A 22456-nucleotide genomic window follows, 5' to 3' on the forward strand; every position below is an offset into this window, starting at 1 on the left:
ATAATAAGAAAATAAATGCATTTACAGTGCTGCAAATGCATTTATCTAAAGAGGTTTTACTATTAGCTTAGTTTATTTTTTGTTGCCACTTGCTCGCAAGTTTTACAACATTCAACCCGTACCAAGCGATAAAACAATAGCAAAGTGCTGGGATAATAAAACTAACTTGAATATTCATTGCATCAGCAACAACGCCTTGAATTAACGGTACTAATGCACCACCAACAATCGCTAAACAAAGCCAACCAGATCCTTTACTGGTTAATGAACCTAGCCCTTGAATAGCGACTGAGAAAATTGTCGGAAACAAAATAGAATTAAATAAACCAATCGACAGCACAGCATACAAAGCAACGTCACCTTCAGTGAAGATTGTAATTAAAAGTAACGCAATGACCGCAAATGCATTAAAAGCAATTGCTTTTGATGGTGCAATTTTTTGTAATGCAGCAGAGCCAATAAAGCGCCCTACCATCGCCCCGCCCCAATAATAGGCAATTAATGCGGCAGCGGTATGCTCTTCGAGCCCTGCAATATGAGCTTCACCCAAAAAGTTAACTAAAAAGCTACCTATTGCCACTTCACCACCAACATAACAAAAGATACCTAACACCCCCATAACTAAATGCGGGGCTTGCGTTAAAGAATGACCTTTTGCTTTGCAATCGAGTTCTTCTTTGTGTGATTTGATTTCAGGTAATTTTAAAAATGCAAACACAACAGCAATAGTAAGCAGTGCTGCAGCAAGCATTAAATAAGGAATTTTTACCGATTCTGCTGTCGCCGCAGATGCAGTCAATGAGCCTGCTGCGCCAAAGAACAAAATGCCACCAACATAGGGCCCAATAGTCGTTCCTAATGAATTAAGTGCTTGCGCTAAATTTAACCGTGACGAAGCTGTTTTTTCAGGCCCAAGCGCCACAACATAAGGGTTAGCCGATACTTGTAAAATGGTGACACCACCGGCTAGTACAAATAATGCGGTTAAAAATAGCCAATATTCATGTACGACCACTGCAGGATAAAATAACATACAGCCGATAGAAGCCACGATAAGACCGCTAAGCACACCATTTTTATAACCAAATTTCTTAACCAATATCCCCGCGGGTAAAGAAACAATAAAGTAAGCACCAAAGAAGCAGAACTGCACTAACATCGCTTCCGTATAACTAAGATCAAACACCCCTTTTAAACGCGGGATCAGTACATCATTTAGTACTGTGATAAAACCCCATAAAAAAAATAGAGTTGTCATTGCAGTCAAAGGTAACAGGTAATTATTATTTTGCTGCGGCTGCTCAGTGACAAACGTTTTATTTATATTTATTTCACTCACGTGATTTTCACTCCATTAACAAGTTGTGTGTGATTCTACACATTAGTATAAAAAAATCACAAAAATTAAATTGGAACGATCCACGCATTGATATACAACCGTAACAAATAGTTACTAACGTGACACGTATTTTTGAAACACATAACAGCAGAGTTACTCACGACGATTGATACCACAGTAAATATCAATTTACTGTGGTATCAATCGCAAAGTATTAATCCTGCTTTTTGTTACATTTAGAAATAATAGGTAAGTAACGAAGAACCTTCATATCAGGATCAACGACTACGTGATCACCTGGATTGATATTTAAAATAATTTTTCCGTCTTGCGGATAATAAACATCCTCTTTACCATTGATAGAGATAGGTAAAGGCATAGGAAAAGGCTTATTATTTAAAGATTTCACATCCCAGTTAAGTGTAATAACTCCATCCACTTGTCGTTTATTTAAGATTGGTAGCTCAGCTTGCTTTAAATAAATATCGAATAGCCAATTATAATTATCACCTGTTAGTTTGTTTACAATATCAATAAAATGTTCTGTATTACGATATCGTGGTTTTATTGGATACTTTATGTCTGAGGTATTATCGATACCATACAATAATTCTCGTGTTGCACGCCAGAATAACTGCTCTCCAATTAACCAACGTAATGTATGTAACGTCCAGCCACCTTTACCATAAATATCCGAGTTAAATGCTTCATCAGAAGTAACTTCTCCTTCACGAACAACTGGCTGACAATTTTTTAACCCCAAATACGATTTGTACATCGTATAGCTATATGCGGCATTGCCAAATTTATTTAAGCTGTAAGCAGGCTGCATGTAAAAACCAAAGCCCTCATGAAGCCAGGCATCATTTAATCTCTCATGGGTCATTAAGTTCCCAAACCACTCATGTGCTAACTCATGCTGTAGTAGCCAATCATAGCCATTTTCATCACGTTTATACTTTTTTCCATAAGCATTAATCGTTTGATGTTCCATACCTAAATGAGGTGTTTCAACAAAGCCTAGCTTTTCATTCCCCCATGGATAAGGACCTAAATGACTTTCAAAAAATTGTATTTGATTGATCAAATCAAAATCGATCAAATCCTCTGCTTTTTGTTTGTTTTCAGGTAAGACCCAAAACTCAATAGGTACCTGTGTACCATTAATACTGGTATATGATTTTTGAATACGTTCGTAGTTACCAATATTTAAGGCTATATTATAATCACTGGCGGGAACAGATAACAGCCAATCAAATTGTACCTTATCATTTTGCAGCTTTTTGACATCTTGCAGCACACCATTAGTCACGGCACTAAGACCGTTAGGAACAGTTAAACGAATACGCATTGAATCCGCTTTATCACTAAAATGATCTTTGCAGGGCCAAAATAAATCGCACCCTTCTCCTTGTACTGCCGTTGCAATCCATGGTTTTCCATCAGACGACTTATCAAATACAAAGCCACCTTCCCATGGCGCATTGTTCGCAATATGTGGCTTCCCTGAATATTGAACTGCAACATCAACCAATTCACCCGGCGTTTTAACTTCCCCTAAGTTAATCGTAATAATACCACCTAGCCTTTTATAACTTGCGCTCTTTCCAGCTACAGTTACATCACTGATATTAAATCGACTGTCTAATTTTAGTTCTACATATTGGTTTGCTTTAAGCATTAAAAATGAGGTTTTACCAATACCGGCTATTTTTTTATCCGTAGGAAAAACTTCTAACTCTAAATCATAAAACTTCACATCACTACTTAACGCAATATCTGACAAAGCTTGCCCCGTGTCTCCTACAATAGGATCTAATGGCACTTCGCTTGAGGTGCAAGCAGCTAATGAAACTGTACTTATCAGTACTGCAATATAGTTAAGTACCCCTTTTGTGAAAAAAAGATTATTCATGATTATCCCATCTATTTTTATTATGAATTAGAATAGTCACATAACAACAAACAACATTCGATAATTTTGCGTTTAAACAACAAATTATCCATATAAAATTAATAATTTATATAATACCGTGCCCTCACTACAACCAACACTAATAGTGCTTTTCCTCGCTAGGCTACGCACTTTTATGATATCGTTTTACAAAACATAAATACTACAGAACGTACCGCTTGGTACTGATACAAAAAAGGAATTTCCAAATGAACACCAAACTACTTGCCGGTTGCGCAGTTGCTGTAGCGGCGGGTGCAATAATCTATACACAAACTGACAGTTCAACAGCCTCATTAGAACTTGCTCAACTTGATTACGTCCCTGCTGATACTGCTTTATTTTATGGTCAGCTAAAACCATTTCCCTATAGTAAATATTTCAATTTGATTCCAGATCAAATGAAAGGTGCTGACGATTTTACGCCATTGATCGAAAATTTAGCGGCAAGTAACGATAACAATGCACAGTTTTTAGCGTCTCTATTAGATCAATATCAAACATCATTGTCATCTTATGAAACACTAAAAGCAGCCTGGGGATTCGCCGATGATTATAAAGCTCTAGCCTATACAATTGGTCTAATGCCAGTATTACGCTATCAACTTGAAGATGAAACAGCTTTATTTAATACAATTAATAGCTCAGCTGATAAAGCGGGAATTAACTTCACAACACAAACCATCGAAGGTGTTGACTACAACACGTACCCTTTAGTACTTGAAAATGACATTACATTAAACTTAATTGTGTCTGTTAAAGATAACTGGGCTACCATCACGTTTGATACAAAACTTAATACAATTAAAGATTTACGTCTTGCTTTAGCAATTGATAAACCAACAAAATCATTAACGCAAACCGCTAAACTTGAAAACTATATTACTAATTATTCATTTGATGGCCACTCTATTGCGTATATAGACCATGTTGAGATTGCTAATGCTATTACCGCTAGAACACCATCACGCCTAGGTGAAATGCTTGATGAACTATTAAAAGAATTGGGTGATCCAAATGCTTTAGAGGTAGCTAGAACACCACAGTGCCAAAATGACATTACCAATCTTGTTAGTTATTGGCCTGCATCAGTAACCGGTAGCACGTACATACAAGTAACAAACTCTGATGCTCATTTTAAAGCAGATGCTATTTTCCAAAGCACTGCTACAGATATTATTAAAACATTAAAATCTGTGCGGGGTTTTGTTCCTGAGCATACAACTAAACTTGACGGGCAAATGCTAAGCGTTGCTTATGGTGCGGATATTTCAAAAATTCCACCGCTTTTAAATATACTCTCAAGTACATTTAAAAAAGCTGAATTTGAGTGTGCACCTCTTGTTGCTTTACAGCAACAAACTCAAGACTCAAATTTAGCTGCACTATCAATGATGACCGCTATGGCTAATGGTATTCAAGGTGTCAGTGTAAGTATTCAAGATCTTGCTTTAGGAGCCGATGCAAATCAACTGCCACAACTAAAAGCTTTAGACGCGCTAATCACACTTTCTGCGACAGATCCTGATAATTTACTTTTTACTGCTAAAGGATTTTTACCCGCATTAGCGGAGCTTGAAATACCAGAAAACGGCGATGCAATTAGTGTCAATGCTGCAATTCCTTATCCTTTACCTGCTGGCCTTGATATAAGGTTAGCTAAAAAAGGAAAGCATATTGTTTTATTCACTGGTGAAAAATCAGCGGCTATTGCAAATACATTATCAGAACAAGCACTTGAAAAAAATGGATTTTTAAATACCGCAGTTGATCTGAAATCATTAATGACTCCTGTCATCGAAGTATTTAAAATGACAGGACAAGTGATCCCGGAAGAACTTGAACAATTAAAAAATCAAACAATGTCTGTGTATTTTGCAACAGATATAAAAGATGAAGGGATTGTTATTAATTCAGAGATCAAAATTACTAAAAAGTAATAACTTTTTTGGAATTAAACGAAAAAAGGGGCATTAATTGCCCCTTTTTCAATTGTTTAATTCAGTTTGTACTATTTCTGCCATATCATTTTATTATTGGTGTCGCGGCTTTGAATAATCGTTTGATCAGAACTTTCTACACCACCGAGTTTGGCTTGTCGATCGTAAAGAACCACATTACAGGTAGCTGCTAAATTCATACAACCGATTGTGGGGATATACACCACTTCATCGCACCAGTTCAGTACATCTTTGCTAATAGAGCCATCTTCAGGGCCAAAAATATAAAATGCGTTTTCAGGATGAACAAACTCAGGCAAAGGGGTTGCACCTTCTATTAGTTCAATCACCACAACAGTCGCACCTGCGGGCTTTGCTGTTGCTAAATCGTCAACGCAAGTCAGGGGGATGCGTTCAGCAACATTTTTTGTGTCGGTATGAAACTTTTTAGCATTTAAATAACGCGTGCCAGTAAAAAATACTTGTTCAGCCCCATAGCAACCCGCAGCTCTTAACACTGCGCCAACGTTAGAGGGGCTTTTAGGATTGATCAAACCAATCTTCGCAGTCATTAATCGCAATCCTTAGTTGGCCAATCTGCTTCATACAGATCAAAGTCATCTAGAGCTACATCACAATCTTTTACTGTTTTGTCTTTTACAGAAATACCCAATGTATGCATTAGTTCTTTGCTGCCACCGTTATTTAATGGATGCCAAGACGCTAAACCACGGCCTTCGTGCAAACGGCGGTAACTACAACTTTGCGGCATGAAGAAAATGCTGTCGAGGTTTTCTTTGGTTAATTTTACACATGACGGGACTAATGTTTGTCGATTTTCATACTCACTACAACCACACGTATTATTATCTAAGTATTGGCAAACAATATTAGTAAAAATGAGTTCTTCACCATCGCGAAGTTGATCTGTGGCGGTAAACTCATCTTCATCTTCGCTGTCTATAAAGGTATTTAAACAGCATTTTCCACAGCCATCGCAAATGGCTTCCCACTCATTTTGTGACATTTGCTCAAGTGATTTCTCAAGCCAAAATTGGTTTTCAAACATGGTATAACTCGGTGCCCCTAATAGCGCGCATTTTAGCTTAATTGAGCACCGCGCGCAAAGCTACATTCAGCTTTGCGCTATTTCAAGTTTAAAAGTTAGCGCTGCGTATCAACCCAACGTTTAATTTTCGCTTCTAGTATTGGCATCGGCAAAGCACCATCAATTAAAATTTGCGTATGAAACTCTTTAATATCAAATTTATCACCTAATGCTTGTTTACAATAATCTCGCAGTTCTTGAATTTTAAATTGCCCTAATTTATACGACAATGCTTGTCCTGGCCAAGCTATATAGCGCTCAACTTCTGCGGTTACATCACTTAAAGCCATTGAGGAATTAGCCAGCATGTAATCAATACCTTGTTGACGAGTCCAGCCTTTAGCATGAAAACCTGTATCGAGCACTAATCGCATAGCGCGTAATTGCTCATCAGATAAACGGCCATACCACATATATGGGTCGGTAAATAAACCCAATTCTTTACCTAGACTTTCAGCATATAATGCCCAACCTTCGGCGAACACTGTGTAACCACCAAATTTTCGAAACTCAGGTAATGACTGAACTTCTTGCTGTAAGGCGATTTGAAAATGGTGTCCTGGGGCTGCTTCATGGATTGACAATGTTTCGAGTAGAAACTTAGGCTGCGCTTTTAAATTAAAGGTATTAATATAAAAAATTCCCGGACGAGAGCCATCCGGTGCTGGTGATTGATAAGATGCTCCTGCCGCAGACTCAGCACGAAAATCTTCAACCGCTTTTACAACGTAATCAGCTTTGGGGACAATGTTAAATAATTTAGGTACACGCGCATCAATTTTTAACTTTACGGCTTCATAGGCCGCAATTAATTGCTCAGGTGTATCAAAATAAAACTCATCAGAATCTCGTAAATGAGTAAAAAACTCACTTAAACTGCCTTTAAAACCAACGGTTTCCTTTACTTTTTTCATTTCATTAAGGATACGCGATACTTCTTTTAGACCAATTTCATGAATTTCATCAGCAGATAAACTCAAGGTGGTGTTTTTCTTTATTTGGTATTCATACCATGCTTTACCATTTGGTAAATCGCTATAACCTACTGTTGCACGGCTATTTGGTATATAAGTGGTCGCTAAAAACTCGCTCATTTTTGTATACGCTGGGACCAACTTATCCATAATAAGTGCACTATATTGGTCAGTGAGTTGTTGCTTTTGCGCTGCTGTGAATTGCTCTGGAAGCTGCTTTATCGGACTATAAAATAAAGATTGTTCTGCACTGGTAACTATATGCGCTTGAAATTGCGGTAATAACTTTTCAGCTAATGGCTTTGGTAAAACAATGCCTTCATTTACCCCTTGCTGCATAGCATCTTGCACACTGCTTAACCAAGTTACAAAACCTTCAGCACGCGCGACGAAATTTTCATAATCTTGGTAGCTTGCAAATGGCTGCGCACTTTGCGCCGATCCAAAGCCTGCAAACGTATTGTGAGCGCCAGACATTTGGTTAATTGGTAATAAGTAACTCGGGAATTGAAAACCTTCGATTGTTAATGCTAAATCCCGTGCCAGTATTTCATAACTTAATAAGGCTTGACCGGTTAACTGCTGCTGGTCAATCGCCGCTAAACGTTGCTGATAATCTTTATAAAAAGCAAGCTGCTGAGCTCGGTTTTGCTCGGTAATCGGTGCTGTAAATTGGTTGTTGTATTGGTTATAGCCAATATAAGTGGCATCAAGAGGGCTAAATTGCAACGAATCCACAAAGTACTGCTCAACCAAGCTATTTAATTGTTGTGTTGTTGCGCTGGCAGTTTCACTTGTTAATGCTGATTGTGGCTTATTTAAATTATTATTAGCCGTATTTGAACACGCAGACAAAGCGCTGAGTACACCAGCGACAAGCAAGGTTAACTTAAATTTTTTCATAATGATCCCTGAGTATAAGAAGTTAGCGCAAGTATGCAGCTTTCAAATCGCTAAATAAAGAAAATACGATACTTATCGCGTTTTGTTTACAGCCTAAAAACTGCTTGCTACATTGCTATATAAAATAATCAAAAATTAGAAAATAAATGAATAAATTATCACTTTCTGTCCCTTTGGGCTTACTGTGTGTCAGCGCTTTTAGCGCACAAGCAACAACGTACGTTAGTGCTAAAGCAATGCTAGACGTAAATAATGGCAAGCTTATTAATGCACCGCTTATTCAAATCGATGACGGTATTATTACTAAAATCAGTAGTGGCACCATGCCACCCCTACAACAAGGTGATGACCATATTAAGTTGCCCGAGTTAACCATTCATGGATATGCACGTACACTTAACCAGCGATCCAACAGTCCCTCGTAGTGAACGTATCGGTCAGTCAGTGCCACGTAAAGCGATTAAAGCGGCCTATTTTGCAGAAAAAACCTTAAAAGCGGGCTTTACAACTTTACGTAACGTGGGCGCCGAAGGTTACAGTGTCATTGCAGTACGTGACGGCATTAATGCAGGCGATATTATTGGCCCTCGCATCTGGGCTGCTGGCCCCTCTTTGGGTGTAACGGGTGGTCACTGTGACAACAACCGTCTACCTCCTGAAATGAAATACACTGCCGAAGGTGTGGCTGATGGCCCATGGGCTGTTCGTGCAAAAGTACGCGAAAACATTAAGTACGGTGCCAATGTTATTAAGTTTTGCGCCACTGGCGGAGTATTTTCTAAGGGCACAAAAGTAGGTATTCAACAGTATTCATTAGAAGAAATGACTGCCATTGTTGATGAAGCACATATGCGCGGTTTAACGGTTGCTGCACATGCACATGGTACCAGTGGTATTACCGCAGCCATTAAAGCCGGTGTAGACAGTGTTGAACATGTCAGTTTTGTTGACGATGAAGCAATTAAACTGGCAAAAAAACACGGCACTTGGTTTTCAATGGATATTTATAACACTGAGTATACCCTCACGTTTGGTGAGCAAAATGGTGTAGCCGAAGAAAACCTAGCAAAAGAGCGCCAAGTTTCTAAAAAACAGCGTGATAGTTTTAGCCGAGCAGTAAAGGCTGGCGTAAATATGGTGTTTGGTACCGATGCCGCAATTTACCCACATGGTGATAATGCAAAACAGTTTTCGAGAATGGTTGAGTTTGGCATGACGCCACTACAGGCAATTCAAGCAGCAACGATTAATGGCGCAAAACTGTTAAAAGTTGAAAATCAACTAGGGCAAATTAAAACAGGCTTTGCAGCAGATATCATTGCCGTTAAAGGCAATCCACTGCAAGACATAACCTTGCTAGAAAATGTAGCATTTGTGATGAAAGCAGGTGTTGCTTATAAATAAATGTGTGGAGTTAGCGTTAAGCTAACTCCATCATTAAGCAAGGGTTAAACTAACAGCTAACTAAATACGTTGTTAATATATTAATATTTTGAAAGCAAAAGGTAAGCAGCTTGGGGTAGGTTTAAATAATTGCCTTTTTTAGATAATTAAAACTTGAAATACAAATGCCACACATTATCATTACGAAAATTTTTTAATGGTAATGACTATGACAACGCATAAATTCTCTCTAATTACCCTAGCCTGTTTAACAGCATATAATGCAACTGCGGCCGAACAATCCGATCTTGAACGCATCACGGTTTATCAAAAGCAAAATCATGTTGTATTAAATTCGGGTTTAGCAACAAAGTCTGATATGTCGTTAATGGAAACACCTGCGCCTATCGTTATCGTCGATCAAGAGCTTATCAACTCGCAAGGCGTTGATAACTTACAAGACTTAGCCCGTAATATCAGTGGTGTAACCCAAGCAGGTAATAACTACGGAATTGGCGACAATTTAGTGATCCGTGGCCTTGGTGCAAATTATACTTATGATGGTATGTATGGCGGTGCAGGCCTAGGAAACACATTCAATCCAACTCGATCACTAACCAATGTGGAGGCCGTAGAAGTATTAAAAGGCCCCGCCACTGGTTTATATGGCATGGGCAGCGCAGGTGGCGTAATTAACTTGATTGAAAAAAAGCCACAGTTTACCGAGCAGCACAACGTACAAGCGGAAATTGGTCAATGGAATACCTATTCATTATCAATTGATAGCACCAATGCAATTACCGAAAATCTAGCATACAGAGTTAATGCAAAAACAGCACGTAGTGATGGCTACCGTGATTTAAAAGATGACCGCGATGAAATCTACGGCGCATTAAAATATGTGTTTAATGACCGCCAAAATATTATGATCTCAGCCGCTTATATTAAAGATGCCATTGCAGTTGATTCAATTGGCCACCCTATCCGTATTTATAATGCGCAGTCGGTAAGTGGTAAAACCGCCGGCCAAGTGACTGCGGATGATTTAGTTAACGATCCAACCTCTGCAGGGCTGCAATTATCTGATGCACAACGTGAACAACTCGCTAATTCACTTGCCGCTAACGATGGTTTAACTCCGTATAAATTTGGCCATCGCGGTATTATCTCACCCATGGCAAAAGATAATGAAGGTGAAGAGCTACGCTTAAAACTCACTCATAATTATTACTTAACGGATGATCTATTTTTAAATCAACAATTACAGTACCGTAATTATGAATCGAGCTTTGCCCGTCAAACCGGTGCCTATAACTATGTGTATTGGCAACGCAACGGTGTGATCAATGCTGATCCTCGTGCACCATTGGTGGTTGATGATGTACTTTATCCATTTGCAGCACGGCGCCAAGAATATCGCCAAGTAGAGGCTGATGAAAAGTCATGGCAATACTTTGCTGATCTACGCTATGACTTTAGCCTAGGTGATATAGAAAACGAATTTTTGGTCAATGCTAATTATGAAGACCGCGATATACGCTTTACGCAATACTCTATTTGGGATAAAGACTATATTCTAAAAGATAAAAATGGCGATGTAACTTATCAAGGCTCTTTACCTTATATTTTAGATATCCGTAACCCCAATTGGAGTGATGGCCAGTTTAATGATTACGATCCGCTAAAAACCAGTAACTACAATAAGAAAGTGCAGGCATGGGGCTTAGGGCTGCAACATGTTGCTTACATCAATAACACCTTCACAACTCGTATTGGTGTAGCATACAACGAAATTACTCAAAAATATGAACATTTAGGTGTTGATGCCCGTTATCGTGCTAGTGCCGCTGCTGCAACCCCAGAAGCCAGCACTTCAGATAACGGCTTAACCTATAACTTAGGCGCGACGTACAAACCAAGCGATGATGTTTCTATTTTCATTAATCATTCAAAAGGCCGCACCGCGTATAGCGTTTTAGGCTCTGTGGCAGGTAATGAAGCCGACCGTGAAGATGCGCAATCTCTTAGTACTGATTTAGGTATAAGAGTAAAAGCCTTTGATGATCAGGTACTCGCCTCATTAGTGGTATTTGACACTGCACGTACTAACTTAGAATATGTAAACCCTGCCTATGATGATACAAAGCCAGATCCATCGGTACCAAAAAATTACTTTGATGGTGAAGAAAAAACCCGTGGTATTGAGCTTGATTTAAATGCCTATTTAAATGATCAATGGAAGGTCAATATCAATGGTGTTTATCAAGATGCACGTGATCAGAAAAATCCTAATGTGAGCACATTTGCTGCGCGTCAAAAAGGTGTGCCTTATGTAACAGCAAGCACATGGTTAACATACAGTGCTCAGTGGTTTGAACTAGCACAGCCACTAAAATTAAGTGCGGGCGTAAAGTATGTTGATGATCGCAGTACCAATGCATCATCATTTGGCATTCCTGATGGTTATGTACCAAGCTATACTATTTATGATGCAGCGTTAAGTTATAACACTGATAAATGGGGCTTACAGCTAAATTTAAATAATTTGTTTAATAAAGTTTATTACTCAAAAGCAATGTTTTTAGGTGGTATGCCAGGCGAAGAACGCAATGCGAAACTAACTTTGAGCTATAAGCTTTAAGTTATAAGCTGTAAAAGCGCACAAAATGCTTGTGCGCTTTTTTACGTTTACATAGTGACTACTATACGGCCATTAATTTCACCTTTGAGCATATCGTCAAATATGTCATTGATATCTTCAAGACGTTTTTCTTCAATAATTGCTTTAACTTTGCCCTGTGCAGCAAACTCTAAACATTCTTGTAAATCTCTACGTGTGCCAACAATTGAGCCAACAACAGAAACACCATTGAGTACAGTATCAAAAATAGGCAACGGCATATCCTCTGGAGGCAGACCAACTAACACGCATTTTCCACCACGGCGAACACTCTTGTAAGCTTGCTCAAACCCCGGCTTGGATACAGCGGTACATACCACAGCATGTGCGCCCCCTACCTGTTCAAATATAGCCTCACTAGGCACACATTCTTTAAAGTCCAGTGTGATATCTGCACCTAACTCTTTTGCTAAAGCCAGTTTTTCAACACCAGTATCCACTGCAATTACATTAAAGCCCATTGCCTTTGCATATTGCACCGCAAGATGCCCAAGCCCACCTACACCAACAATAGCAACCCATTGTCCTGGCTTAGCACCTGACACTTTTAGCGCTTTATAGGTTGTAACACCGGCACAAAATAATGGCGCAGCTTCTGAAAAACCTAAGCCTTCAGGGATCTTTACAACATAGTTCCCATCGGCTAAGCAATATTCAGCGTAACTACCATCAACTGAGTAACCCGTATTATGCTGTGAAAGACATAAGGTCTCTTTACCTTCTAAACAAAATTCACAATGACCACATGCACTGTATAGCCAAGGAATGCCAACACGATCACCAATTTCTAAATGAGTAATATTGCTACCCAGCTGTTCGATCACTCCAACACCTTCATGCCCTGGAACTAACGGCATTTTAGGCTTTACTGGCCAATCACCATGACAGGCATGTAAATCAGTATGACACACACCACATGCGGCTATTTTAACTAAAACATCATTGACTCCAACGGTTGGAATGGGTAAGTCTGAAATTTCTAATTTGCCTTTGTAAGTACTATTAACGGCTGCTTTCATTGCTCGTTCCTTGTTGTTGCGAAGTTGTTATTGAGTAGTTGTTGTTAAGAAATTAGTTGTCGTAAATTAGTGTACACCTTACGCGACTCTAGATGAGCAAAAATTAATCTAAATCAAACTTTAGTGATATAACTTGTTCAGAACGACTATTAGTACCAGCACATAATCCCATAGGCTTGCTTCAGCCAAGGAAAATTCAGCGTATTGCGCAGTAAATCTTGCTAAACATATTCAGCGTGCTAGCATTAATTTCATTATTTATTGAAACTTGAGAAGCAATGACGTTATCAGATAAGAACTTTGCCTTTGTAATGCACTGTGGCGAAATGGGCAGTCGTTGGGGTTTTAATCGCACCATTGGCCAAATGTGTGGTTTATTGATCATCACCAAAGAGCCAATGACAGCAAACGAAATCGCCGATGCCTTAAGCATTTCTCGTGGTAATGTCAGCATGGGGATCAAAGAACTGCAATCTTGGCGTTTAATAAAAGTGCAGCATATTCCAGGTGACAGAAAAGAATATTACGCCCCTGCAGGTACTATTTGGGATATGGCAAACCGCGTATTTGAAGAGCGTAAAAAGCGTGAGATTGACCCTACTCTCAGTTTACTCAGAGATAACCTGTTAGAGCCTGCAACCACCGACGATGAAAAGTTTGCCCAACAACAAATGCATGAAATTCATGATCTACTTGAAACCGTCACTAAGTGGTCTTCAGAACTACAGCGCTTAAGCCCTGAGCAACTACAAAGTTTAATGAAGCTAGGCTCTGGTATTGGTAAAGTACTCGATTTTAAAGATAAGATATTGAAGAAATGAAGAGTTAGCGAGGGACGAGAGTAAAGTTAGCGAGCTTTATGGTTCTAGGTTCAAGGTCGGAGTTTTTCAAGTTAGTTGTCGCCTCAAGTTAGAGGCGACAACATTCTGACACTGGGGGATTTAGCAAAGCGTAGCTACTTACGTCTTGATAATTATGTATGTGAGAATGCAGTATAGATAAAAGCCCAGATATAATTTCAAATGAGCTTTATTGTGTGAGTCTGTTAAAAAACGAGAACGAATTTATTCAGAATACGCTTTAATTAATTTATACAAAGTTACTTTTGTTTTAAATATGCTGGCATCATCGTGACGAAAAATACACAGCGTTTTACTATTGTGTCTATCTAAAAATAGCAAATCACCTTCGGTATTTTTACCAATAGTGAGACTTGCAGATAACATCAACATGGACCAACCGTACCCTTTTTGATCATAAAGAGTAGGGCCTAAAACATCTTTTAATGTGTTTGCGTATGCTTTTAATGCGCGAACTTCGCTAACTTCCATGTCATTTATGTTAGTTAACTCAATCATCTTCTCAAAACTTAACAGTTCAAATTCTTCACCTTCTACGGTAACAGTTCTCTCTTTTTCTTTAATGAAGTTACTGTAATTTTTTGCAAATAAATTCTGCGCCAGATCAACTGTTTGTACGATTAAATCTTCATCCATACATATATCCTTATTGAATATTTTTAGAGTTTTGTACTGATATTTTTTACAAACGCAAGCGCGAGATAAACTCGCGCCTACTACAAACGCCCCTAGTTAATCGCTGGATAACCTATGCGGTCTGATAAGTAACCAACACTGGTGGCAAAGTAATATGAGCGGTTCCAATGCATTAACGCTTTGTAATTATCATAAGCTAAATACATACGGCCATTCATATCATCAGGCATAACCAATGCAGCAGTTACATCTACGGCTGGTAAGTCAGTACCATCCATTTTACGCAAACCTAAAGCTTGCCAATCAGCTAGTGAACGCTCTGAATCAGCCCAAAACTCTAACCATTGAGTACGTGTTTTAGTACCACGTTGCAATACATAGCTAGGTTCGAAGCTCTGTGGTAACTTAATTTGACGACCCCAAGTAAGATCACTATTCCAGCCAGCTTGCTTTAAATAGTTAGCTATTGATGCAAAGGCATCAACTTGGGTAGTCCAAATATCTTTTCGACCATCTTTATCATAATCTACCGCGTAGGCATTAAATGAGGTTGGCATAAATTGCGTTTGCCCCATTGCACCTGCCCATGAACCATTGAATTTATCTAAAGTAATGTGCCCTTCCTTTAAAATATCAAGCGCGGCCCATAGTTGGTTTTTATACATAGTTTCGCGACGGCCATCAAAAGCCAGCGTGACTACCGATGAAATAACGTTGTGACCACCTTGGATTTTACCAAAATTACTTTCAAGGCCCCATAACGCAACAATAAAGCGTGCCTGCACGCCGTACTCGGCTGCAATTTGTTCTAAAATATCTTTATTTTCAGCGTATAGCTTTCGTGCACGGTCAATTTTCCATTGTGGCACACGCTTTGGTAAGTAAGTCTCTAAGGTTTCTTTAACTTCAGGCTGATTTTTATCAGCAGAAATTACCTTTTCTTTAAAGTGTGCTGCAGCGAAAGCATCTTCAATTAATTGACTATCGTAGCCTTTTTGTGCTGCTTCTTGTTTTAAACCTGCAACATATTCATCAAATTGTGCTTGGGTCTTGGCCAGTGCCGATGTACTGATACAGGCACTACATAAAATTGCAGCCAATTTAGTCATTATATGTTTAGTCACTATCAACTCCATTTTGTTTTCTATGCTCAGCTAGTAAGTTAGCTTCAGGTGGCGGTAACTGGAGATAAAACCCGACATCAGTTAATGATTTCTCAACCAAACTTAAATCAGCCCCGCCTAAATGCGTTCGTTTTGCTAAATTAATTAACATTACGTAATGAGGTTGACCGAACATAGCCATCAAAGGTTCCGGTACCTTGCTAAAATCATCTCTTTTTTCTACAAAAAGGAAGGTATCCGCTTTTTTCTTACTTTTATATACCGCAGTCAGCATTATGACCCTATAAAATCTTGCTTAACAGTGCTGCACACTATAACATGAGAGTCATAATAAGTTAGAAAAATTAGATTAGAAATTTCACCTTATCCATATAAACACAGGCCTTATTCAGCCTGCGTTTATCTAAAATTGATTTCTGATCACACTATTCAATTGAGCGTGTATGTCGGACCAAACTTTTGAGCTAAAAGGGAATCTTTTTACGTTATCAGTTTTACATCTTTATAGTACTGATATAAACCTGTTAGCTGAGCAACTGTATATAAAAATTGCCCAAGCCCCTCGTTTTTTTGAGGGTGCTCCTATTGTTGTTAATTTAATTGAGATAAAAAATAATCTTGTTGATTTTGTTCATCTAAAGTCTTTATTAGAACGAATGAACTTTAATGCTGTTGGAGTCTGTAATGGCTCTGATGAGCAACATACGCAAGCCAAAGCCGCTGGGCTCTCAGTTTTAAATTATTCACAAGACGTTAAGAGTGAACCTGTTACAAAGCAGAGTAATACTTCAATTGTTGAGAAAACAGTTTACTTACCTGCCCAAGTTATCAATGGCACAGTGCGCTCTGGTCAACAAGTGTATGCTAAAGACCGTGACCTAATCGTTATTGGTGCGGTAAGCCATGGTGCAGAAGTGATTGCTGATGGCAATGTACATATTTATGGCACATTACGTGGTCGCGCAATAGCAGGCGCACAAGGTTACAACGAAGCACGTATTTTTTGCCAAAAATTAGAAGCAGAACTTGTTTCTATCAATGGCAACTACTGGATCAGCGATTCTCTGCAAGGTGAGTTCTGGGGCAACGCTGCACAAATCCAACAAAAAAATGAATCATTAGAAATTTCAGCTTTGGTTAAAGGATAAATCTTATGGCAAAAGTCATTGTCGTTACGTCAGGTAAAGGTGGTGTAGGTAAAACTACATCAAGTGCTGCAATTGGCACAGGTTTAGCACTTAAGGGCTATAAAACAGTCATTATAGATTTTGATATCGGTTTACGTAACCTTGATTTGATCATGGGCTGTGAACGTCGTGTTGTCTATGATTTTGTTAACGTTATAAACGGTGAAGCAAATTTAAATCAAGCACTTATCAAAGATAAACGGGTAGATAAATTATTTTTATTACCTGCTTCACAAACCCGTGATAAAGATGCTTTAACTCGCGAAGGTGTTGAACGCGTATTAAACGAGCTGAAAAAAGACTTTGATTATATCGTCTGTGATTCGCCAGCAGGGATTGAAGCCGGCGCTATGATGGCGATGTACTTTGCTGATGAAGCAATTGTAACAACGAACCCTGAAGTATCATCAGTTCGCGATTCAGACCGTATTTTAGGTATTTTGCATAGCAAATCTAAACGTGCTGAAGAAGGACTTGAAAACATAAAAGAACATTTATTACTGACTCGTTATAACCCAGAGCGAGTAGCTAAAGGTGAAATGCTGTCAGTTGAAGATGTGCAAGATATTCTTTCTATCGAATTGTTAGGTGTAATACCTGAATCACAAGCGGTATTAAGTGCATCAAACTCAGGCCAGCCAGTTATATTAGATACAGAGTCTGATGCTGGACAAGCTTATGCCGATGCAATTAATCGCTTATTAGGTGAAACAGTCGAATTTCGCTTCTTAGATGTAGAAAAGAAAGGTTTGTTCAAACGGATATTTGGAGGTTAACGTGTCACTACTTGACTACTTCCGCTCAGAAAAGAAAAATACAGCGTCACTAGCAAAAGAGCGATTGCAGATCATTGTTGCGCATGAGCGCTCACAGCGTGGTACACCTGATTACTTGCCACAATTGAAACAGGATATTCTTGATGTTATCCGTAAATACGTCAACATCAGTAATGACGCGGTTCAAGTCCAATTCGATCAAAACGAAGATGACTTAGCGGTATTAGAACTCAACGTCACTTTACCTGACGAAGAGAAAGAAAAGAAATAACTAAAAGGGCGCTATTACAGCGCCCTTTTCACATTTTAATAGCATAAAAAATCTAATGTTTATTTTAACTACTTAGCTTTATTATTTAATTAAAGTCTGATTAATAAACCTTGCAATTTAAATAAAATAGGCATCCCAACTAAAGAATACCCTTTAAATTTATATTATAAATTATAATTTTTAGAAACTATAATTAGCACCTAAATAAAAGCGCCGTCCTGAATACTGGTTATAAGTAAAGCGATTACTTTGTTTCCAATAACCTTCTTCAACTTCCTCAGTTAAGTTAACCACAGAGGCTGTTAATGACAACTGCTCAGTCAAACTATAAGCCGCATTAACATCTAACTGACCATAATCTTTCGTGTATAAATTGTAACCTTGATGGATGCCATTAGCCCGATCATCTTTCCAGTTATAGGATGCCCTTACACTAAAGTCATCATTTTCAAAATACACTGAAAGATTATATTGATGTTTGGCTGTTCCTGGGATTTCAGCATCTGTTTTTTGTCCATTCGTTGAAACTTGGCTGGTGCTTGTATCTGTAAAAGTATAGTTAGCTAACACCCCAAAGCCACTCTCGAAAGAGTGTTGAAAAAACAACTCAACCCCTTGTGATTGAGCGTCACCACCGCCAACTTTAGTATTCATTTCAACTTCTATGGGGCCATTACAACAATCATGCTCTCGTTGAACTATTTCAACAGCAGAAATGGGCAAATTAGCAATATCTTTAGTAAAGTATGTAGCACCTAGTGCTGAGCCTTCACCGTAATACCATTCGATACCTAGATCGAACTGATCAGAAATCATTGGATCTAGGCCTGTATTTACAGATGTACCAGTTCCTCGCCCTGTCCAAGAGTCTGGTGAGTTTATATTAACAGGAGGACCATATGACTCAGCTTGGCTCAGGTCAGAATAGCTTACACGAGACATCGTTCTGGCAGCAGCAAATCGAACAACAACATCTTCATTCGCATCCCATGCAAGGTTAAAGCTTGGTAATAATTCACCATCATCGCTGCTGCGTTCATTAGGCGTAGTGTCATTATTATCTTGACCAATAACATCATCATACGTAAGCGTACTTAAATCGGTATTGACATAGCGTACACCGAGATTGCCGCGAAAGTCCTGCCACTGGAAATTACTTTGCGCATAAACAGACCAAATATTTTCTTCTAGTGTATATGTCCCAGCTAAAGATGGCACAACGGTTTGCGTAAAGTTATTGCGTAGATAGCTATCTAATGCAGCAAAATCAAATGCTAAAAAGTTAAAAGCGCCAGTGTTTCCGGCACTGTTATCAACCACGGTATTGCTTACTAACGTTTCTGGATCAGGATGAAAATCTGGGTTATGAAACCATTCGTTTCCGGACAAATAACCACGGTAACCACCGTTATCAGCGATGCCATCATCCCAACGAAAATCATTTTTAATCCCCTTAATTTCATGATTGCGGTATTTAGCCCCAACAAAAAAGGTAGTAAAAATCCCTGTATCGATATCAAATTGCAGATCAGCTTGTGCGTAATCTTCAGTATCTTTATTTTCAGAAGAGTAGGAATCAAACCAGTCATAATATTGATAAGCTTGTTTATCAGACGCTAGATCGGTCGATACTTCATAGCTTGGTTTACCACCCACGGTTGACCACAACCAGCTATTCACAGATCCTTGGCGTGCATCTATATTGGCATAAGTTTCCCGTGAAGTTCCGCCTTCAGCCTCTGTATGGCCGATTTTAAAAGTAGCAGTAAATATATCCCCATAATATTTGGCTTCAAAATCAAAACTATCTGATTTAGAACCACCGATCCTTTCTCTCCCTGTTAATTGAGGAGACAATAAGCCACGGCGAACGGCTACGCCATTATTGACATCAGCATCTCCCCAGTTATTGTCATTAAGTAAACCATTATCTGCATTACCGTAAGCTACGACCGTATCACCGTCTAAAACAACGCCGTAATAGGGGTTATGATTGTCATTCCATTCCGCAAACAATACGCTCTGCGACGATGAGTCATAATCTAATTTTGCACCAAAGTAGTTCAGGTTTAAGTCTAATTTATCTGTAGGCATCCATTGAATAGCAACTTGATAACCATCGCGTGTGCGATCTTCTATTGAGTTACCTGCACTCATTGCACGAGGTGCCCATACATTGTTGTAAACTTCGCCTGTTGCTTGGTCAACAATGGCAGGACGCTCTGCCCCTTCGACTGTGTCAGAATGAAAGCGCCAGTGCGAAGCATTATTAGTAATGGTTGTTACCGTTTTATCTTGGCGAGTAAACCCAGCAAGTACACCAAAATTTGATTCATCATTTTTCCATGAATACAGCACATTCACTTGTGGCTGGGTGTCTTCAGACACATCATCATAGGTTGCCTCTAGGCTAAGTGCGCCTGAGTTAGCCTCCATATCTAATGGCTTGCGGGTGTGCAATATAACAGTCCCACCAATCCCCCCTTCATCTATACGCGCTTCTGCACTTTTAAATACTTCCACACTACTAATCATACTGGATGGCAACAACGTATAATTAAAACTTCGAGTGGGCACACCAGCCCCAGAAGAAGCAATATAATTGCCATTTAACTGTGTGAGGGTCCAATCTGGTGATGTGCCACGAATACTCACTCGACTGCCTTCACCACCGTCACGGTCAATCAATACACCTGAAACTCGTTGCAATGAATCAGCAACATTTTTATCTGGAAATTTACCGATATCTTCAGCTGTTATCGCATCAACAGTTGCATTAGAGAGTCGTTTTATAGCTAAATTTTCAGCAGTTGAAGAACGAATACCTCTCACTTCAATCACTTCAAAGTCATCGTTATTTTGATTATCTTTTTGATCTGCATACGCGACATTGCAGGCAGCCATTAATGCTAAAAATAATACTGATCTATTAAATTTTCGTGAAAGTTCAGTTGATTTATTAATGTTACTATAATCAGCCATACCAATCTCCATCATTGTGTGTGTTATATTTCACTCAGTAAATTTCTAGTTACGTCGAGTGATTTATTATATCTTTACAGCCACTAACTCATGCGGTTAATAAATTGTAAAGGTCACAGTTAGGATAAGGTTACTGTATATAAAGTGATAATATATTTTCGGTGTGAATCAGTATAAAATCGGCGTAAGCCACAATAAAAAACAATTTAAACGGTAAATATTCACCCTTTACTTTATATAAAATTATTCAATAAAAATCATAATTAAAAATTTCGTTGCTTCCTTAATAATTCACAAAATACTCGCCGCATCTAGTAATTTACTTCCTGTCTTAGAGGTTACTGCATAATTAAAACCAGGTTGAATACAATAAGAGCCATATTCACCAGATTTACTCAAGGCTAAAAAACCGACTTGAAACTGTTTATAATCACCCAGCTTATGAGCAATTCGCTCAACTGCGGCCTTACACGCTTGAGTAGGTGTCATACCTTGGCGCATCATTTCAACTACTAAATGGCAGCCTACCGTTTTTATCATCAACTCGCCCATGCCCGTTGCCGTTGCAGCACCGACTTCATTATCAACGTACAAACCTGCACCTATAATGGGCGAATCACCTACTCTGCCTGACATTTTAAAGGCCGCGCCACTAGTGGTACACGCCCCAGATAAATCGCCACTACTATCAAGCGCTAACATGCCGATTGTGTCGTGGTTTTCAATATTGATCACGGGCGCATATTTTGATTCCACCAGCCAATCTTGCCAGGCCTTTTTAGCTTGCGGGGTTAATAAGTTTTCTTCTATAAACCCTTGTGATTTAGCAAATTGCAGCGCCCCTTCACCTACTAACATCACATGCGGGGTGTTATCCATCACTAACCGGGCAACAGAGATGGGATGCTTAATATGTTGTAAACATGCAACAGAGCCGCAGTTTTGATTTTCATCCATAATGCAGGCATCGAGGGTAACGTTCCCTTCTCTGTCTGGATAACCACCATATCCTACTGTCATCACATTCGGGTCTGCTTCAGGAATTCGCACACCGGCTTCCACAGCATCAATGGCTTTACCATGCTCAGCAAGTACCTGCCACGCGGCTTTATTAGCCGCTATACCATGTTGCCACGTTGAGACGACGATAGGCTTATTAACTTTACTTTTAGCTACTGTCTTAAACGGTATTAATGCAACAGCACTTGAAATAGCTGATAACTTTAAAAAGTCACGTCTGTTAGTGATCATTATTGTTCCTCATTAAATTTGCGAGCATCGGCTGTAAATCAAAAGCAAGCGATTTAATTTAACCACGAC

General features: G+C 39.0%; 17 protein-coding genes and 1 pseudogene. 7 read left to right on the top strand and 11 right to left on the bottom strand.

The annotated features are described in order from the left end of the window. Nucleotides 1–67: 67 nt before the first annotated feature. Nucleotides 68–1339, bottom strand: coding sequence for a sugar MFS transporter (locus tag H5200_RS04690; RefSeq protein ID WP_182761044.1), 1272 nt, complete (start codon nt 1337–1339; stop codon nt 68–70). 214 nt (nt 1340–1553) lie between these two features. Then, nucleotides 1554–3254 (bottom strand): M1 family metallopeptidase, encoded by a 1701-nt coding sequence (locus H5200_RS04695; RefSeq protein WP_182761045.1) that lies wholly within the window; start codon nt 3252–3254, stop codon nt 1554–1556. A gap of 248 nt (nt 3255–3502) precedes the next feature. Here H5200_RS04695 and H5200_RS04700 point away from each other — a divergent pair, with 248 nt between their 5' ends. Then, the gene (locus H5200_RS04700) at nt 3503–5233 is read left to right on the top strand and encodes a hypothetical protein (protein ID WP_182717238.1); all 1731 of its coding nucleotides are present in this window, start codon (nt 3503–3505) and stop codon (nt 5231–5233) included. A 71-nt stretch (nt 5234–5304) separates the two neighbouring features. Here the strand turns inward: H5200_RS04700 and H5200_RS04705 are convergent, their stop codons facing one another. The 3 genes from H5200_RS04705 to H5200_RS04715 form a co-directional block, all read right to left on the bottom strand. Further along, a complete protein-coding gene (locus H5200_RS04705) occupies nt 5305–5805 on the bottom strand; it encodes an RNA methyltransferase (RefSeq protein WP_024605233.1) in 501 nt (166 codons plus the stop codon). Next, a complete protein-coding gene (locus H5200_RS04710) occupies nt 5805–6302 on the bottom strand; it encodes a YcgN family cysteine cluster protein (RefSeq protein WP_182761046.1) in 498 nt (165 codons plus the stop codon). Before H5200_RS04710 ends, H5200_RS04705 begins: the two co-directional genes overlap by 1 nt. 95 nt (nt 6303–6397) lie before the next feature. Beyond that, entirely contained in the window at nt 6398–8218 is a 1821-nt protein-coding gene (locus tag H5200_RS04715) for a DUF885 family protein (RefSeq protein ID WP_182761047.1), read from the bottom strand. A gap of 146 nt (nt 8219–8364) precedes the next feature. On the opposite strand from H5200_RS04715, the pseudogene H5200_RS04720 reads away from it, so the two are divergent. Both H5200_RS04720 and H5200_RS04725 read left to right on the top strand, forming a co-directional pair. After that, nucleotides 8365–9622, top strand: a pseudogene (locus H5200_RS04720) (amidohydrolase family protein). Between the two features lie 208 nt (nt 9623–9830). Continuing rightward, entirely contained in the window at nt 9831–12242 is a 2412-nt protein-coding gene (locus H5200_RS04725) for a TonB-dependent siderophore receptor (protein WP_182761048.1), read from the top strand. Between the two features lie 47 nt (nt 12243–12289). Here H5200_RS04725 and adhP read toward each other — a convergent pair whose 3' ends face one another. Next, complete coding sequence (gene adhP / locus H5200_RS04730) at nt 12290–13300, bottom strand: alcohol dehydrogenase AdhP (RefSeq protein WP_149980237.1); 1011 nt, start codon at nt 13298–13300, stop codon at nt 12290–12292. A 278-nt stretch (nt 13301–13578) separates the two neighbouring features. Between adhP and H5200_RS04735 the strand changes: the two genes are divergently transcribed. Next, on the top strand, nt 13579–14121 hold the full coding sequence (locus H5200_RS04735; protein ID WP_182761049.1) for a GbsR/MarR family transcriptional regulator: 543 nt from the start codon (nt 13579–13581) through the stop codon (nt 14119–14121). A 243-nt stretch (nt 14122–14364) separates the two neighbouring features. Here H5200_RS04735 and H5200_RS04740 read toward each other — a convergent pair whose 3' ends face one another. From H5200_RS04740 to H5200_RS04750, 3 genes are all read right to left on the bottom strand, one after another. Beyond that, entirely contained in the window at nt 14365–14796 is a 432-nt protein-coding gene (locus H5200_RS04740) for a hypothetical protein (protein ID WP_182761050.1), read from the bottom strand. A 92-nt stretch (nt 14797–14888) separates the two neighbouring features. Beyond that, a complete protein-coding gene (locus H5200_RS04745) occupies nt 14889–15908 on the bottom strand; it encodes a lytic transglycosylase domain-containing protein (RefSeq protein ID WP_182761073.1) in 1020 nt (339 codons plus the stop codon). 4 nt (nt 15909–15912) lie between these two features. Then, the gene (locus tag H5200_RS04750; protein WP_145235637.1) at nt 15913–16194 is read right to left on the bottom strand and encodes a YcgL domain-containing protein; all 282 of its coding nucleotides are present in this window, start codon (nt 16192–16194) and stop codon (nt 15913–15915) included. A gap of 169 nt (nt 16195–16363) precedes the next feature. On the opposite strand from H5200_RS04750, the gene minC reads away from it, so the two are divergent. Genes minC through minE form a run of 3 tightly spaced genes read left to right on the top strand, consistent with a single transcriptional unit; the run spans nt 16364 to nt 18154 of the window. After that, nucleotides 16364–17068, top strand: coding sequence for a septum site-determining protein MinC (gene minC, locus H5200_RS04755; protein WP_145235640.1), 705 nt, complete (start codon nt 16364–16366; stop codon nt 17066–17068). 5 nt (nt 17069–17073) lie between these two features. After that, entirely contained in the window at nt 17074–17883 is an 810-nt protein-coding gene (gene minD, locus H5200_RS04760) for a septum site-determining protein MinD (RefSeq protein WP_145235643.1), read from the top strand. A gap of 1 nt (nt 17884) precedes the next feature. After that, nucleotides 17885–18154 (top strand): cell division topological specificity factor MinE, encoded by a 270-nt coding sequence (gene minE / locus H5200_RS04765; protein WP_145235646.1) that lies wholly within the window; start codon nt 17885–17887, stop codon nt 18152–18154. Between the two features lie 180 nt (nt 18155–18334). Here the strand turns inward: minE and H5200_RS04770 are convergent, their stop codons facing one another. After that, nucleotides 18335–21136, bottom strand: a complete 2802-nt coding sequence (locus tag H5200_RS04770) for a TonB-dependent receptor (protein WP_182761051.1) — start codon at nt 21134–21136, stop codon at nt 18335–18337. A gap of 291 nt (nt 21137–21427) precedes the next feature. Further along, complete coding sequence (locus H5200_RS04775) at nt 21428–22387, bottom strand: isoaspartyl peptidase/L-asparaginase family protein (RefSeq protein ID WP_149980228.1); 960 nt, start codon at nt 22385–22387, stop codon at nt 21428–21430. Between the last annotated feature and the right edge of the window lie 69 nt (nt 22388–22456).

The organism is Pseudoalteromonas sp. SG43-7 (assembly GCF_014164295.1).
Lineage (GTDB): Bacteria > Pseudomonadota > Gammaproteobacteria > Enterobacterales > Alteromonadaceae > Pseudoalteromonas > Pseudoalteromonas rhizosphaerae.